The 16,301-nt window shown below is 57.1% G+C and carries 15 protein-coding genes; 12 read left to right on the top strand and 3 right to left on the bottom strand.

Annotated features, from left to right (window positions below; all coding sequences use genetic code 11):
- Positions 1-29 precede the first annotated feature (29 nt).
- Positions 30-485 (bottom strand): hypothetical protein, encoded by a 456-nt coding sequence (locus H8B15_RS00420; protein ID WP_187317689.1) that lies wholly within the window; start codon positions 483-485, stop codon positions 30-32.
- Between the two features lie 114 nt (positions 486-599).
- Between H8B15_RS00420 and H8B15_RS00415 the strand changes: the two genes are divergently transcribed.
- Positions 600-1,913 (top strand): glycosyltransferase family 4 protein, encoded by a 1,314-nt coding sequence (locus tag H8B15_RS00415; protein WP_343069118.1) that lies wholly within the window; start codon positions 600-602, stop codon positions 1,911-1,913.
- A 90-nt stretch (positions 1,914-2,003) separates the two neighbouring features.
- Here H8B15_RS00415 and H8B15_RS00410 read toward each other — a convergent pair whose 3' ends face one another.
- Positions 2,004-3,905 (bottom strand): hypothetical protein, encoded by a 1,902-nt coding sequence (locus H8B15_RS00410; RefSeq protein ID WP_187317688.1) that lies wholly within the window; start codon positions 3,903-3,905, stop codon positions 2,004-2,006.
- 180 nt (positions 3,906-4,085) lie between these two features.
- Between H8B15_RS00410 and pseB the strand changes: the two genes are divergently transcribed.
- The 9 genes from pseB (at position 4,086) to H8B15_RS00365 (ending at position 13,796) form a co-directional block, all read left to right on the top strand.
- Complete coding sequence (pseB, locus tag H8B15_RS00405) at positions 4,086-5,108, top strand: UDP-N-acetylglucosamine 4,6-dehydratase (inverting) (protein WP_187317687.1); 1,023 nt, start codon at positions 4,086-4,088, stop codon at positions 5,106-5,108.
- Between the two features lie 135 nt (positions 5,109-5,243).
- Positions 5,244-6,404, top strand: coding sequence for a UDP-4-amino-4,6-dideoxy-N-acetyl-beta-L-altrosamine transaminase (pseC, locus tag H8B15_RS00400; protein WP_187317686.1), 1,161 nt, complete (start codon positions 5,244-5,246; stop codon positions 6,402-6,404).
- Positions 6,405-6,436: 32 nt separating this feature from the next.
- Positions 6,437-7,174: a cytidylyltransferase domain-containing protein gene (locus H8B15_RS00395; protein ID WP_187317685.1), complete on the top strand. Its 738-nt coding sequence runs from the start codon at positions 6,437-6,439 to the stop codon at positions 7,172-7,174.
- 204 nt (positions 7,175-7,378) lie between these two features.
- Positions 7,379-8,857, top strand: a complete 1,479-nt coding sequence (gene pseG / locus H8B15_RS00390; RefSeq protein WP_187317684.1) for a UDP-2,4-diacetamido-2,4,6-trideoxy-beta-L-altropyranose hydrolase — start codon at positions 7,379-7,381, stop codon at positions 8,855-8,857.
- Between the two features lie 37 nt (positions 8,858-8,894).
- Positions 8,895-9,374, top strand: a complete 480-nt coding sequence (locus H8B15_RS00385) for a DUF4328 domain-containing protein (RefSeq protein WP_187317683.1) — start codon at positions 8,895-8,897, stop codon at positions 9,372-9,374.
- 30 nt (positions 9,375-9,404) lie between these two features.
- Positions 9,405-9,572 carry a hypothetical protein gene (locus H8B15_RS00380; RefSeq protein ID WP_187317682.1) on the top strand — a complete coding sequence of 56 codons (168 nt, stop codon included), beginning with the start codon at positions 9,405-9,407 and terminating at the stop codon, positions 9,570-9,572.
- A gap of 45 nt (positions 9,573-9,617) precedes the next feature.
- Positions 9,618-10,661 (top strand): pseudaminic acid synthase, encoded by a 1,044-nt coding sequence (gene pseI, locus H8B15_RS00375; RefSeq protein ID WP_187317681.1) that lies wholly within the window; start codon positions 9,618-9,620, stop codon positions 10,659-10,661.
- A 154-nt stretch (positions 10,662-10,815) separates the two neighbouring features.
- The gene (locus H8B15_RS00370; protein WP_246455257.1) at positions 10,816-12,102 is read left to right on the top strand and encodes a glycosyltransferase family protein; all 1,287 of its coding nucleotides are present in this window, start codon (positions 10,816-10,818) and stop codon (positions 12,100-12,102) included.
- Positions 12,103-12,137: 35 nt separating this feature from the next.
- Positions 12,138-13,796: a glycosyltransferase family 39 protein gene (locus H8B15_RS00365; protein ID WP_187317680.1), complete on the top strand. Its 1,659-nt coding sequence runs from the start codon at positions 12,138-12,140 to the stop codon at positions 13,794-13,796.
- A 63-nt stretch (positions 13,797-13,859) separates the two neighbouring features.
- Here the strand turns inward: H8B15_RS00365 and H8B15_RS00360 are convergent, their stop codons facing one another.
- Positions 13,860-14,576 (bottom strand): DUF92 domain-containing protein, encoded by a 717-nt coding sequence (locus tag H8B15_RS00360; RefSeq protein ID WP_216859029.1) that lies wholly within the window; start codon positions 14,574-14,576, stop codon positions 13,860-13,862.
- Positions 14,577-14,671: 95 nt separating this feature from the next.
- Between H8B15_RS00360 and H8B15_RS00355 the strand changes: the two genes are divergently transcribed.
- Entirely contained in the window at positions 14,672-15,427 is a 756-nt protein-coding gene (locus tag H8B15_RS00355; protein ID WP_187317679.1) for a prolipoprotein diacylglyceryl transferase, read from the top strand.
- A gap of 46 nt (positions 15,428-15,473) precedes the next feature.
- Complete coding sequence (locus tag H8B15_RS00350; protein ID WP_187317678.1) at positions 15,474-16,292, top strand: hypothetical protein; 819 nt, start codon at positions 15,474-15,476, stop codon at positions 16,290-16,292.
- Positions 16,293-16,301 lie beyond the last annotated feature (9 nt).

Below are 16,301 nucleotides of genomic sequence, written 5' to 3'. Positions count from 1 at the left end.
TTCAATGAGGTGAGATACTGCTTTGTGGGCTACGAGGCCTTGGGCAGCACAATGGTTTCGACTATGGTGAGACGGCGCACAATGTCGATATAGTTGGGCAGGTCTTTCTCAATGTGCCCTACCCGGCGGTTGATAGAATCCACAGTTTCAGTGAGGTGGCCGGTGTGCTCAATCACCGTATTCAGGCGCTGGTTGGTGTAGCGCACCTCCTCCGTCAGGGTATCTACTCGGTCCGTCAAGGTGTCTACCCGATCCGTCAGGGTGTCGACGCGCCGGTTGGTGTTGCGTACTTCTTCCGTGAGGGTTTCAAAATGCTTATCTACCCGTTCGAATCCGTCGCTCATCACCTGCACCACGCGCGTCAGCATCCCCTCAAACCGATTGCCCATTTGCTCAATGGCCCGCTTGTTTTCTTCGGTTTGCCGATCCACAGCTTTCAAAACGTCGGCCATCATAGCCAGCAAGTCAGAATTGTCGTTTGCCATTGGCGGGCAGGGTAAGGTAATGAAACACGTAGTGAACAATTAGTATACAAAATTAGCCAGAAAACCCCGGAAAGCCGCGGCTGCGTACCTTCGCGCCTCCATTTGAACTATCCCGTGCCCGTATCTGCTCCCCGTCCGCTTCGTTTGCTGGTGATTACGTACTACTGGCCCCCCTCGGGTGGGGCGGGTGTGCAGCGTAGTCTGAAGTTTGTGAAGCACCTGCCGGCGCTGGGTGTGGAGCCTACCGTGGTGACCGTGGACCCCGAGCGCGGCGCCTACCCCGTGCTGGATGAGTCGCTGCTGGCAGAAGTACCGGCCGGCGTGCGCGTGCTGCGCACCGATACGTCGGAGCCCTTTGGCAGCTACAAGAAGCTCACGCGGCGGGAGCAGATTCCGTACGGTGGCTTTGCCAACGAAAGCAAAACCAGCCTCACGCAACGGCTATTCAAATTTGTGCGGGGCAATTTTTTCCTACCCGACCCGCGCCGGGGCTGGAACCGCCACGCCCTGCGCGCCGTAGCGAAGCTACTAGCCCAGGGCGAGCAGTTCGACGCGGTGCTCACCAGCTCGCCGCCCCACTCCACCCAGCTCATTGGCCTGGAGCTGAAAAAGCGCTACGGCCTGCGCTGGGTAGCCGACATGCGCGACCCGTGGACCGATATTTACTACCAACAGGAGCTGCACCAGACCGCGCCCGCCCGTTGGCTCGATGCGCGCTACGAGCGCCAAGTGCTGGAACACGCCGACGTGGTGCTCACCACCAGCCCCGACACGCGCCGCCTGCTCCTGGGCAAGTCGAAGAAGCTGGAACCAAGCAAGTTTCACGTCATCCCGAATGGCTACGACGAGAGCGACTTCCGCCAGCCCTCTACCCCGCCCACCGATGCCCTCCTCATTACCCATACTGGTACCATCTCCGAGACCTACCATGTGCAGGAGCTGCTGCGCGCCGTGGCTGCGTGTGCCCAGCGCCACCCCGCTGTGCCGTTGCGGCTGCGCTTTGTGGGCAAGGTATCGGAGGGCGTGCGGCAGCAGGTAGCCGCGGCCGGCCTAGCCGGCCGAACCGAGTTCCTACCCTTCGTACCGCACCAGGAGTCGGTGGGATACTTGCTGCGGAGCACGGCCCTACTCATGGCCATTCCCGACGTGCCGAATAACCTGGGCATTCTGCCGGGGAAAATCTTTGAGTACCTGGCAGCGCGCAAGCCCATCATCTGCGTGGGGCCGGCCGGCTCCGACGCCGACGAGATTCTGCGCCAGTGCGGCGCCGGCCAGGCCTTCCCCTACCTCGACTACACGGCCATGCTGGCGTATTTGGAATCTTTGGTAGCACAGTGGCAGACCAACCTTAACCTGGATTTGCCGGGCAGTGCCCATACCCGCTATTCCCGCCGCGCCCTCACCGAGCAGTTGGTGAAGCTACTATAGGGGCGTCTTGCAGGTGCCCCTCGTCGCTGAGGTTACTGGATAGCGTGTAAGATATCGGGTCGTGCAACGATGGGCGCGTGCAACGCGCCCCTACCATGGCAATCGGCTGAGTAGTTGCGCTTTCCAATCGCGCCAGCTGGAGCGGGCTAGTTTCCTACCCTGCCACTCGCTCAGGGCCGTAGCTAGGCGCTGCGCCAGGGTGCGATAGTGCGCCCGCTGGTAATGGCGCAAGTTGTTGGTGACGTCAGCGGGTGCCTGCACGAAGTCGCGCACGTCGATGAGGTAGCAGTTGTCGGTTTCGGCCACAAACTCGGCCAAGACTTGGTTCATCTGTTGATGCCGTTCTTTAGCGCCGGTTTCGGCGGAGCCGGGCACTTCTATTTCGGCACCGTTGAGGAAAAATATCGGCACCGAAGACGGAATCTGCGCCCGCAGCCAACGCAGGTTCTGCCGAAAATCGGCGGACGTCTCTTGTCCTACGCACACAAATTCCTGCTGAAACTGTCGTAAAAACGCCTCGTCCATACCCCGGAATTTTCGGCGGGCAAATTTCGCGGCTTGGGTGGCAGGATCCTGGGACGTCAGGTCGTAGTAGCCACCGAAGGGCACGGCTAGGCCGGTACTTTTTTCGCGGTATACTTCCTGGGTGTAATCCATCAACGGACTGTATACCAGCGCATCGTAGCCACCATCCCATAGCTTTGTGTCAAAGGCCTCGGCGCCGAGGAAGGGTAGGCGCGCTATACGCTGCTGCTCCTGTTTGGGCAGCTCCCTACCCAGGCGCAGCAGCGCCAAATGCTCTACATGCACGGGCACCTGGTTTTCGTTCACGTAGTTGAATTCCTCCATCACTTCCAACTGAAACGCCTGCAAAAACGGCGTGAGCTGGCCTAAATCACAGCCGCCTTTCAGCAGCACACGCCGGCGCTGGGCAGCATTGGCTGTTGCGGCAGGAGTGGTTTCTTCCGGCGTCGGCGTTACGATGGTAATCCAATCGGGACGGTCGGTTTGGGTGAGTTCGGTGGCTACCTCCCCCTGCACCTCAAGGGTAGGAAAACCCAGGTGGGCATACGTAAACTGCTCGATGCCCAGGTGCAGAATCCGGCAGGAAAACACGAATTGCAGCAGGCGATTACCATCCTGCTCAACGGCATACACACCCACCAAGCCATAGTCGCCAAACTGGTCGCGCACACGCACAGTGCCCCAGCGCACAACCGGGTTCTGGAAGCTGGCGTGTAGCTCGTCTTTGGTCACGCGCTGCTTGGTAAAATTTAGCTGATTAGAGCGGTTGATCAGCTCCTCCACGCGGTCCATATCGGGCAGCACCGCCGCACCTTCCCGAAACTCGATCTGCACCTGCGCGTCTCGCAGAAAGGCTAGGTTGTCGTGATACGTGGCGCGGGCCTGCTGCTGGCGTTCCAGCAGCTTGTACTGCTCCAGGCGCGAGAAGGTAGGGTCGGGCTTACCAGCGGCGCGAAGCTGCGGGGCGAGCTGGGGCAGGTCGACGGGGTCGGCCACTTGCAGGGTAGGGTTGTAGTAGAGGGCCTCGGCGCGGTTTACAGGGTTATCGTCGAGAAACAGCGCGTTGGGTGCCCGCAGCTGCATATCCTCCAGCAACTGCTTGATAATGGCGCCTTTGGGCTGCCAGCTTACGCGCAAAAACACAAACAGGTCGCGAATGCCCAGCTCCGTCAACTTGGCTTCTACGGGAGCCAGATCATTCTTGGAAACCACGGTATGCACCAGCCCTCGCGCAGCCGTATCGCGCACCAGGGCCAGGTTTTCCTCCACGGCTTCTACAGCACCTTCCGAGAGTGTGCCGCGCCAAAACGTATCGTCTAAATCCCAGATAATGACTTTAATAGGCTCCGGCATGGCGGTTTCTGTTGTTCGTATTCGGTTTTCGGCGGTGCGCTGCCTACTCTTGTAACCGGCAAAGCTACTGAGTGTCCCGCGAAACGTGCCGGCGTTGAACGTCGACAGCAGCATGTCATTTCGAGACTTGTCAAGAAATCTCGCGTGCTGCTGTTGTAGCGATACTGTTCTTTCGATTGAAATTACTGCGGCACGCGAGATTTCTCAACAAGTCTCGAAATGACGGACAAACGACTATGTAGTCTCTCCCATCAACGAACAACTGCGTACTTTTGCCCTTCTACCAATTCCCTTATGGCCCTCGACCTTAATCATAAATCGGTGCTGCTGACGGGCGGCACCGGCTCCTTCGGTAAGCAGTTTGTACGCACCGTGCTGGAAAAATTCCCGCAGGTACGGCGCCTCATCGTTTTCTCGCGCGATGAGCTGAAGCAGTACGAAATGGCCCAGACGTTTCCTACCTCTCAGTACCCGGCCATGCGCTATTTCATTGGCGATGTGCGCGATGCAGCGCGATTGAAACGGGCCTGCGAGGGTGTGGATATCATTGTGCACGCCGCCGCCCTCAAGCAGGTGCCAGCCGCCGAGTACAACCCGATGGAGTGCATCAAGACCAACATCTTTGGGGCCGAAAATGTGATAAATGCGGCGCTGGATTGTGGCGTGAAGGAAGTAGTAGCCCTCAGCACCGACAAAGCTGCTGCTCCTATTAACCTCTACGGCGCCACCAAACTATGCTCGGATAAGTTGTTTGTGGCCGCCAACAACATGAAGGGCGGCCGGGATTTGCGGTTTTCGGTGGTGCGCTACGGCAACGTAATTGGCTCACGCGGCTCTGTGGTGCCGTTCTTTTTGCAGCAGCGCCATACCGGCGTACTGCCCATCACCCACCCCGACATGACGCGCTTCAACATCTCCCTGGACGAAGGCGTGGACCTGGTGCTGTACGCGCTGGAACACGCCTGGGGCGGCGAGATTTTCGTGCCGAAAATTCCCTCCTATAAGATTACGGAAGTAGCCGAGGCCATTGGCCCCAACTGCCGCCAGGAGATTGTGGGCATCCGGCCGGGCGAGAAGCTGCACGAGGAAATGATTACCGAAACCGACTCCCTGAGCACGGTGGAGCTGGCTAAATACTACGTTATTCTGCCCTTCACCCCCATCTGGGATGTGGAAAAGTTCATCCAGCATTTCCAGGGCCAGCGCGTGCCGGTGGGCTTCCACTACGACTCTGCCAATAACAGCGAGTGGCTGTCGGCAGAGCAGATTCGTGCGGAAATCCGCCAGCATGTCGATGCGGATTTTGAGGCTGTTTAGTTGTCAACGCGTCTGTCATCCTGAGCTTGCGAAGGACCTTATACCCGCAGAACGATTTTCGTAACAACGACTCGTTCTGGCGTGACAAGGTCCTTCGCAAGCTCAGGATGACAAACACTTTACTATCAAATTTCCATGCCTACCTCCCCCATCCCCTACGGCCGCCAGCACATCACCGACGACGACATTCGGGCGGTGACGGATACGCTGCGCTCCGACTACCTCACACAGGGGCCGAAGGTGGCAGAATTTGAGCAGGCTTTTGCCGACTACATTGGGGTGCGCTACGCAGTGGCCGTCAGCAATGGCACGGCGGCGTTGCACCTGGCGGCGCTGGCGCTGGGCGTGCAGCCCGGTCAGCGCGTGATTACCACGCCCATCACGTTTGCGGCCTCGGCTAACTGCGTCCGCTACTGCGGCGGCGAGGTGTATTTCGCTGATATCGACCCAGAAACGGCGCTGATTGACTTAGCCGCTGTGCGCCGCCTGTTGGAAGCTCATCCAAAAGGGTATTTCCACGGTCTGATTCCGGTGGATTTTGCAGGCTTGGCGGTGAATCTGGAAGAAGCGCGCCAGCTCTGCAACGAGTTTGGGATGTGGCTCTTGGAGGACGCAGCGCATTCGCCGGGCGGGTTTTTCATTGATAGTCAGGGTAGGGAGCAGCGGTGCGGCAACGGGCAGTTTGCCGAGCTGGCTATTTTCTCGTTTCACCCCGTCAAGCACATTGCCATGGGCGAAGGTGGCCTCATCACCACCAACGACAAAGCGCTCTACGACAAGCTCTTGCTGTTGCGCACCCACGGCATCACCAAAGACGCCGACTTGCTGGAGCAAAACGACGGTGGTTGGTACTACGAGATGCAGACGCTGGGCTTCAACTACCGTCTACCCGACATGCTGGCTACCCTAGGCCTAAGCCAGCTCCACCGCGCCGATGCCGGCCTGACCCGCCGCCGCGCGCTAGCCGCCCACTACGATGCAGCATTTGCCGCTATGCCCGGCGCCCAAACGGTAGCCGCCGGCCGCTTTGGCCACGCTTATCATCTGTATATCATTGAGGTAGCCGACCGCAAGGGCTTGTATGACTACCTGCGCGAGCGACAGATTTTTGCGCAGGTGCACTACATTCCGGTGCACCTAATGCCCTACTACCGCGCCCTGGGCTGGCAACCCCACGACTTTCCGCATGCTGAGGCCTACTACGAGCACTGCCTCAGCCTCCCCATGTTCCCTACCCTCACCGACGAGCAGCAGCAGTACGTTATCGACTGCGTGCGGGAGTTTGTGGCGGGGTAGTCTTCTCTACATAAATACGATGTTTTTGGCTTATGAATCTAGCAACTCCCAACATCGGTATTATCTCCCAGGCCCGCATGACCAGCACGCGCCTACCCGGCAAAGTGCTGCAACCCATTGCCGGGCAGCCGCTGCTGCACTACCACGTGCAGCGTTTGCGCCAGGGTGGATTGCCACTCTACCTGGCAATTACAACCAATCAGGAAGATGATGTGCTGGCCGATTTTGCAGCATTCAATGGCATTTCCTACACCCGCGGCGACGAGCACGATGTGCTAGGGCGCTACCACCAGTGCGCCCACGAGCACGGCCTCGACGTGATTGTGCGCGTCACCTCCGACTGCCCCCTGCTTGATGGCCCGCTGGTGGCCTCCTGCGTACGCGAGTACGTGCGCCTGGCCAATCCCTACCTCTACCTTTCCAACGTGCTGCGCCGCACCTATCCGCGGGGCTTTGATTTCGAAATCTTCTCGCGGCAGTTGCTAGAGGAAGCCTTTCAGCGGGCTACCCTGCCCAGCGACCGGGAACACGTGACCCCTTACATCCACCAGAATCGCTCGGGGCAGGTGCATTTCCGGCACTCCAGCCGCGTGCCCAACCGCAGCCATTACCGCCTCACAGTAGACACGGCCGAGGATTTTGAGTTGATTAAGGTGCTGATTGAACAATACGGTGCCGATAAACTTGGCGTAGACGACCTCATTCAACTGCTGGACGAGCATCCTGAATTGGTTGCCCTGAACGCTCATGTAGAGCAAAAAAAAGTATAATAGATTCGAATACAGCGAGAATACCAGAACCTCATGCTGAGCGCAGCCGAAGCATCTCTACTGCTTTTGCTCTCGAAGGCTCAGCCTGCAAGACTTGCCACATGTTATTCGGAATACTGCTCTACTAAAGCGGCAGAGATACTTCGGCTGCGCTTAGCCTAACTACCCACACGCTCTTTTCTACACCTCACTTTTTCTTCCCGCTTGAAAAACCGTCTCCTACTTCGCGCCGATGGCAACCCACGTATCGGCCTGGGTCATGTGATGCGCTTATTGGCGCTGGCCGAAATCCTACAAAGTCGGTTTCACAGCGTATTCGTGATACAGGAGCCCGATGCAGCGGTACGGGAGCTGCTGCTGGCTACCTGTGATGAGGTAGTAGAGATGCCACCTATGCCCGCCGGCGGTGAGCCGGCCTGGCTGCGCCAACACGCTCTGCAACCCACCGACGTGCTGGTACTCGATGGCTATGATTTCGAGTTGACCTACCAACAAGCTGTGCGACCAGCCGTGCATAAGCTGGTGTGTTTGGATGATCTGCATGCTTTTCCCTCTCTGGCCGATTTGGTATTGAATCCGGCTGGGGGCGTCACGGAGGCCGAGTATGAGCTGCGCCTGCCCAATGCTCGTTTGCTGGCCGGACCAGCCTATGCGCCGCTCCGCGCTGCCTTTCGCGAGGCCGCCTTCTTACCCCCAACAACAGCCGATACCGGCACGGTGCTACTCTGCCTGGGCGGTGCCGACCCTACCCACCAAACGCAGCGCGCCGCCACGCGGCTCCTGCTATTGCCCACCGTGCGCCAGGTGCATGCGGTGGTAGGCAGCGCCTACGACCAGTGGGAAAGCCTGCAACAGTGGGCCGACGACCAGCCGCGCCTACTGCTCCACCGCAACCTGCCTGCTCCTGCCCTACGCGACCTCATGCGCCAGTGCGGCACGGCCGTATGCTCGCCCAGCACCATTAGCTACGAGTATTGCACGGCCGGTGGCGGCCTGTTGTTTCTGCTCCCCACCGCCACCAACCAGCACGACCTCGACCGGTTTCTGCGCGGCGCGGGGTTGGCCCTCCCCTACCTCAGTGTAGGCAACGTACTCACCTCGCCCGAAGCCAGCCGCATTGCCGAGCAGCTGCGCGAGGCCCAGCACCAGCACTTCGATGGCCACACACCGCAACGCTTGCGCCAGGAGTTTGCGGCCCTGCTGCTCCCGCCGCTGCCGCTCCGCCTGCGCCCTGTCGTTGCCTCCGACTCGGACCAACTTCTGGCTTGGGCCAACGAGCCGGCCGTGCGGCAGTATTCCTTCATCCCTACCCCCATCGAGCGCGCCGACCATGAGCGGTGGTTTGCCAACCGCCTTCACGACAAAGACACACTCCTGCTGCTGGCCGAAGACGAAACCACTCAAGAATCAGCCGGCCTGATTCGCTTTATGGTAGACGAGGACACGGCGCTGCTGAGCTATTTGCTGGCGGCCACGCACCGTGGCCAAGGGCTGGCAGCGGGGTTACTGGTGGCCGGCGTGCGGACATTACAAGCTCAGTTTCCGGAGGTGCGGCGAGTAGAAGGGCAGGTACTAGCAGCCAACGTGGCCTCGGTGCGGGCCTTCGAGCGGGCGGGATTTGCGCAGCAAACTGCTACGAATACTTCAGCTGAAAATTATACTTTTATCTGGCATATATCTTGAACCCAATTTATTATTTCATTTTACGCCAGCATCTAACGTGATTATTTCTACTGTACTGGATAATTCTGATCGGGCTAAACAGGCCATCATGTTACTGTGGGCTACTGCTTTTCTACTCGCTTTCTTTACGCTACTCAACCTGCTGGTTCCGGCAGATGCGGAGGACGACCTACTAGCTGTAGTTCAAGGTATCGTAGCTCTCGTTCTACTGGGACTTTCAATTATAACAGCCGTTTATTTCATTCGCTGGTTTCGCAGAGCATATGCTAATTTAAAAAGGGCTGGTCGCCGCATACAACATGATGATGGGTGGGCTGCAGGAGCGTGGTTTGTTCCATTCTTGAATCTATTCCGCCCCTATTCTATCATGAAGGAAGTATGGAATGGCACCTTCCAGCTGGCTTACGCTCAACAACCGTCCCATCCACTACTACGTTGGTGGTGGATAATTTTTGTACTTACCAGCACTTTAGGACGAGTTGCCAACTCCTCATCGCGCCACGCTGAAACTGCGTAACAGCTTGAGACAACGGCTATGTATGATGCTGTGCATACCGTCTTTATCATCGTATTCATCGCACTTACGATTGCCTGCATCAAACGCATTGCCGTAGCCGAAGAACAACTCCTTTTGCGCCAGCAGATAGACGCCATCGGCGGGCCGGCGCCCGAGCCGCTGAATTACTACCCTGACGACGAAATGCTGGCCTACTAACGCTTGCGGCGCGGCCGATTCAGGAGGGCTTCGTTACTTTGTAGTATGCCTACCATCACCCTCGGTGGCCGCGCCATCGGCCCCGACCACCCGCCGTTTATCATTGCCGAGCTAAGCGGCAACCACAACCAAAGCTTGGAGCGCGGCCTAGCCATTGTAGATGCCGTGGCCGCAGCCGGTGCGCACGCCATCAAGCTGCAAACCTACACCGCCGATACCATGACGCTGCCCGGCGCCTACCGCATCGACGACCCCAATTCCCTGTGGTACGGCCGCGAGCTGCACGAGCTGTACCAGGAGGCCTACACGCCTTGGGACTGGCACCAGCCGCTGTTTGACCGCGCCAAGCAGCACGGTATGCTGGCGTTCAGCTCGCCGTTTGACGAGTCGGCCGTGGATTTTCTGGAAACGCTGGACGTGCCCGCTTATAAGATTGCATCCTTTGAAAACACCGACTGGCCTCTGCTACGCCGCGTGGCTGCCACTGGCAAACCCGTAATTATGAGCACCGGCGCCAGCACCCTGGCCGAAGTAGCCGAGGCAGAGCAGGTGCTACGCGCCGCTGGCTGCCAAGAGTTGGTACTGCTGAAATGCACCAGCACCTACCCCGCCACGCCCCTCAACACCAACCTGCGCACCATTCCGCACCTGGCGCAACTGTTTCCGGCCTCGCCCATCGGCCTTTCCGACCATACGGCTGGGGTAGGCGCCGCCGTGGCCGCCGTGGCCCTGGGTGCCTGCGTAATAGAGAAACACGTAACCCTGCGCCGCGCCGACGGTGGCGTAGATTCGGCCTTCTCCTTGGAGCCGGAGGAAGTGGCCACGTTAGCAACGGAAACCGAGCGCGCCTGGCAGGCACTGGGGCAGATCCAGTACGGCGTGCAGCGCGCCGAAGAAAAATCGCGCCTCTACAAACGCTCCCTGTACGTGGCCCAGGATATTGCGGCCGGCGAGGTCTTCACCCCCGACAACCTGCGTGTGGTGCGCCCCGGCCTTGGCCTACCCCCGCGCTACTACGATCAGCTCCTGGGCAAGCCCGCCCGGCAGGCGCTGGCCGCCGGCACTCCGCTGACGTGGGAGATGCTGTAAACCCGTCATTTCGACTAGCGGGAGAAATCTCGCGTGCTGCTACCAAAACGTCTGAGCGGAGTTGAAGCATCTCTACCGTGAGTAATTTCTAACAACAAAGCGGTAGAGATGCTTGAACTCCGTTCAGCAGGACGTTCTTCTTTTCATCTCCCTAATGCCTTCCCCCACCGCTCGCCTGCGCGACATCCTGCAACTGCGCTTTTCGCCGCTGTTTGCCGGGTTGCCGGCGCGCACGCTGGAAGGTATTTCGCCGCGCAGCGTGTGGAAGCGGCTGGCGAAGGTAGCGGGCTACGCGGCGCTGCGGCTGGTAGGCAACGTCTTCCGGCCTATCCGCAATGCGGAGGACCTGCACGGCAAGGTGTGGCTGTACGTGGTGAGTCAGAACAACTACGAAGCCCTGCACTTCCTGAGCGAAGCCCTACCCGGCGCCGTACTGGTAGCTGGGCAAAGCAAGCAGATTGGCCGCTACAACCAGCAGGTAAACCGCCTCTCGTTGCGGCGGAAGCTGCTCTACTACGGGCAGTTTCCGGGCGTATTGCTGGACTTGTGGAAAATGGAAGGCCAACTGGCCTGGCGGTTTTTCGACCTGATTTTCAATGCCATTGGGTACTATGAGGTGTACTGCCGCGCACTGCGCCACTACCAGCCCCGCGCCGTAGTATTCGCCAACGACCACAACGACGACGCCCGTGCCCTGCTGCTGGCCTGCCGCGCCGAGGGTGTGCCCACCGCCTACGTGCAGCATGCCAGCGTGAGCACTAGCTTTCCACCCCTAGGCTTCGATCTGAGCCTTCTCGAAGGCCAGGACGCTCTGGACAAGTACCGCCAGTGCGGCCCCGTGCAGGGCCAGGTAGCACTAGTGGGCATGCCGAAGGCCGATGCGTTTCTCAGCCAAAAAAACGAGAATCTGCAGGTGCAATGTGTGGGCGTGGCCACCAACCTGCTCGACGAAACGCCCGCCATTATGGAGGCAGTGGACTACTTACTGCGGGAGTTCCCTACCCTCACCTTCACCTTCCGCCCCCACCCCGGCGACCCACGCGATTTTGCTTTGCTGCGGCAGCAGCACCCTACCCTGCGTTTCTCCGATGCCCGTCAGGAAAGCGTATTCGAGTTTCTGCGCCAGCAGGATGCCCTGGTAGCCGCCGATACCTCCACTCATCTGGAGGCTACCCTGCTGAACGTAGCCAGCATCTACTACCGCTTCGGCACCCACACCGGCACCGATGACTATTATGGGTACGTAGCCCACGGCCTGGTGCCCCGCGCCCACACGCTAGCGGCGTTGGGCACACTGCTGCGGAACTATCAGCAGCACAAGCCCCTGCACCTCTACCAGCAGGCCGCCTACTACAATGCTACCCTCGGCACCGCAGAGGAGGGCCACAGCCAGCAACGGGCCGTACGATTGTTGCGGGAGTGGCTGGGCGAAACATTTTAGAACAGAGTTTTCAGTAGGTTTGGTGTTCTTTCTTCATGGATTCCGGCCCCAGTATGACTTTCTCGCTGAAAGCCTCTTTACAATCTTCTGTTATTCAGCGTCGTTTATATGCGCTAGCCTTCATGCTGATTTGTGGGCTAGGTATTGCGCTCCGCCTTATTCAGTATCCGAATATTCCACCTGGCTTCAACCAGGATGAGGCCAGTAGTTTGTACGAAGCGTACTGCTTGGCCGAAACCGGCATGGATAGATGGGGGAACGTATTGCCGCCTTATTTTCCATCGTGGGGAAGCGGCCAGAATGTACTGCTCTCCTACTTATCTGCTCCGGTTGTTAAGGGACTGGGCTTATCCGTTTTTTCTGCGCGTTTGGTGCCCGTTATGCTGGGCATTCTGACGTTGCCTTTGCTGGGATGGGGGTTACGCCCCTTAGGGCGTTATCCCGCGCTGTTAGGTATGTTCTTAGTGGCTATTGTACCCTGGCACTTCATGTTGTCGCGGTGGGCATTAGAGAGCAACCTAGCTCCTTTCTTTATGCTTCTTGGCTGCGTACTACTGATCCGGGGGATACTTACTGGTAGGCGACGCTGGATTGTACCCAGCTTAGTGCCTTTTGCTCTGGCACTCTACGCATACGGCACTACCGTCATTGTACTTCCTACCATGCTGGTGCTGCTGCTTTGTTTTTACTGGAGAGTATTCTGGCAGCAGAAGACAGCGTGGCTGCTGGCCTTCGTTCTGTTTGCAACAGTGGCTTTTCCGTTTGGAGTATACCTCACGGAAAACCATGTGCTACACCGCAACCTTGCCTGGACTGACTCTTTGTTCTTTGCAACCCCCTTGCTGCCATCAAACCGCCTCGCGCAACTCACTGAAGATGACGCACAAGAACAAAACAGAAGGGAGCAACAGCAGGCCTTATTGAACACGAACCGGGCTTTTATCAATACGGGGTTTCAAGATGGTAGCGTGTACAATGTACTCCCTGGCTTTCCTCCACTACTGTTATTTTCATTACCCCTTGGCCTGGCAGGAATGGTAGCGGCTGTATTTGTGCTTGTCCGACAACTACGCTACCGGACATTTAGCGCTGCCGACGTCGTTGTGACCGTCTTTTTTTGCTGGGGTTTGAGCGCTCTGCCTATGCGGTGGTTATTCATCCTGAATGTTAACCGCTTCAACCATTTCTACTTGCCTTTGCTGGTTTTGGCTGTCTGGCTGGTGCATTTGATTATTACCAATACAACCAGCCAAGTCTCTAAACCATTACTCCGAGTTCTGGTGGTAGGGTGGCTAGCCGTAGAAGGCGGCTTGGCAATTGACAACTATTTCACTTTATACCGAAGCAGTTCCGTAGGCCCCTTCTTTAATAAAGGCTTAGACCAGGCGTTTGCAGCTGCAAAACAATTACCTATTAATCAGATTAGAATCACTGAGAGTATGCCGCTGCCGTATGTATACACGCTGTTCTTCACTCAGTATTCTCCTCAAGACTTTCAGCAATACGCTGATTATCAGATAAACAACGGGGTGTATCAGGTCTTTCGGTTTGGCAAATACGTTTTCACTGACGACCGTCTCACACCGCATCAGCCGCACGGTTACTTGATGCGCAGGGGAGAAGTTCCTGCCGATGTCCCAGGCCGCCAAGTAGTGTTTAGCAACGACGATTGGGAAGTGGGAATACTCCAATAGGTACTTACTCCTCACTCATACCCGTAGCCTTTACCCAGTCATACGCAATCCTTCAGCCGGCTACTACCCCACCCAATAGCACAGCCCCGCCACCACCCCGCCCACCAGCGTGTTGAGGAAGTTAACCGCGTTGTTACTCAGGCGATGCTGCCGCTCCAGGGTAGCGCCCAGCACCGAGTCGGCCAGGTTGCCGATGGTGCCGGCCAGCACCAGCCAGCCAACCTCCCTACCCCAGCCAAAGCTGAGGCTGTATAGTCCCGCGATGAGGGCACTACCCGCCACGCCGCACAACGTTCCTTCGAGGCTCACCACGCCGTTCAGGCCGCGGGTATCGAGGCGTAGCGTGAGGATGTTGTAGTAGCGGCGGCCATAGATGTTGCCCAGCTCCGAGGCCAGCGTGTCGGCGGTGGCGGCGGCGAAGCTCCCGGCCAGCAGCAGCTGAAACGCAGTAGCTTGGGCAGGCCACCACCAGCTGGCCAGGCCAGCCAGGGCGGCCACGCCGGCATTGGCAACCACCTGCCCGGCCGTGCGCCGGCCTTTGTTTTCCTCTGCTAATCCCGACCGGCGCTTTTCGGCCAGGTGCCAGCCGGAAGCCGCGGAGCCCAGCAGGAAAAACGCGGCCAACATGCTCAACCCACCAAAGCCGCCGCCCAGATAAATCAGCCCGCCTAGCAGCCCACCCGTGAGGGCGGCGCCGGGTGTCAGCTTGCCGGCGCGCACGCTGTAGAGCATGCCCGCGCCAAGCAGCAACAAAACGGTACCAAGCCGTAGCAGCATCATAGTGGGGGTAGGAAGCGCAGGCGGCGTGAGCGGCTGCGCAACGGGTTCTGGGAAGAATCAGCAATATTAGCCAATAGGCCGAAAAGTAACTTTCCATGACCTACCCCGTTCGCTTGGCGCTTGGCCCAGTGGTGTTGCCCGTGCACCTGCTGCTGGAGATGCTGGCCTACACCATCGGCTACCGCTTCTACCAGCACCTGCGCACCCGCTCCCATGACCGCATCTCCGATGAGCACCGCCTCTGGATTTTCGTGGGCGCGGCGGCCGGAGCGCTCTTAGGCTCGCGAGTGCTGGGGCTGCTGGAGCACCCCGCGCTGCTGCTGCACCCGCCCGGCGGCTGGCCCTACTACCTCACCAACAAAACCATTGTGGGTGGCTTACTTGGCGGCCTCGTCGGCGTAGAACTCACCAAAAAGCGCCTGGGCGTTACGGCTTCCAGCGGCGACCTGATGGTATTTCCTATCCTGCTGGCCATGTGCATCGGCCGGCTCGGCTGCCACTTCTCGGGGCTCGAAGATGGCACGTTCGGCACGGCCACTACCCTACCCTGGGGCACCAACTTCGGCGACGGGGTGGACCGCCACCCCACCAACCTCTACGAAATCACCTGGCTCCTGCTGCTGGGCGCAGCTCTGTGGCTCACCGAGCGCCGCCAGCCGCTGCCGGATGGCTGGCGGTTTCGGTGGTTTATGGTTGGGTATTTGGTGTTTCGGCTGCTGGTGGAGTTCATCAAGCCTACCCCCGCGCCGAGTGGCTGGGGCCTTACGGCCATTCAGTGGGCGTGCGTGCTGGGGTTGGGGTATTATGGGTGGCTGTTTGGGCGAACAAGAATAATATTATTTTTACAATAGCCGCGCAGCCAAGCTAATCATTATAATTCACTTAAAAAATACACAGATGCAAAAGCTTGATTATATACTTGACCAATGTAAAAAGTACAAAGAAATGATAGCAACTCTGCCCTTTATAGAAAATGACGTAAGAAAAGCTTTCTTTGAATTAAATCAAGCAAACCTAGATTTATATTACAAGAACATGTGCTGGATATATTTAACTAAAGCTATTAATGATAATGAAATCAAGATAGATTACAGCAACAAAAGCATTCATACACATGTCACCGAGCTAACAAGTACAACTAAAATATTAGGAGATTTTTACAATGCTAGAAACTATGGCAACCGCGGCTTGGTAACCAGTGCTTGGTCTACGTTTGAATTTTGTCTAACTTATCTATGCGATGGTTTATTTGATCAAGAGATGAAAGAGCAAGTATTGAATAAAGATAATTTGGAGGTAAGAAAATGGCTAAAACCATATAAAATAAAAGAAAGCATTTTACTAAAAATCGACAGAATTTTAAGTAAAAATCACTTAACTCATCTATCTGTAAACAGGAAGTATGATAAAGTATATTCTATTTACAAAGAGCACTATTCCGGCAACATGGATGAAGACAAAAGCTTCCTAAGTTTTTTTGGGAAATATAGGAATGCAATTCATACTAATTATATATATCACGGCAAAAAATATTCGTATGAATTTAATGAAATTGAATACATTTTTAACAACCAACAACCGATAACACATAATATTGACCTTGATATAACTCATCATTTCGACCTTGTATTAAATTTATCAGAAGTTGTGAAGAGATTATTTCTTTGTACTGATATTACAAAGTTCGTAAAGTATCCTCTAGAAAATGAACCCTAATTAACTATC

The organism is Hymenobacter citatus (assembly GCF_014333615.1).
In the GTDB taxonomy this organism is placed as follows: Bacteria; Bacteroidota; Bacteroidia; order Cytophagales; family Hymenobacteraceae; genus Hymenobacter; species Hymenobacter citatus.
Note: the sequence above shows the minus strand (reverse complement) of the source record. Positions and strands in the feature narration are given on the sequence as shown.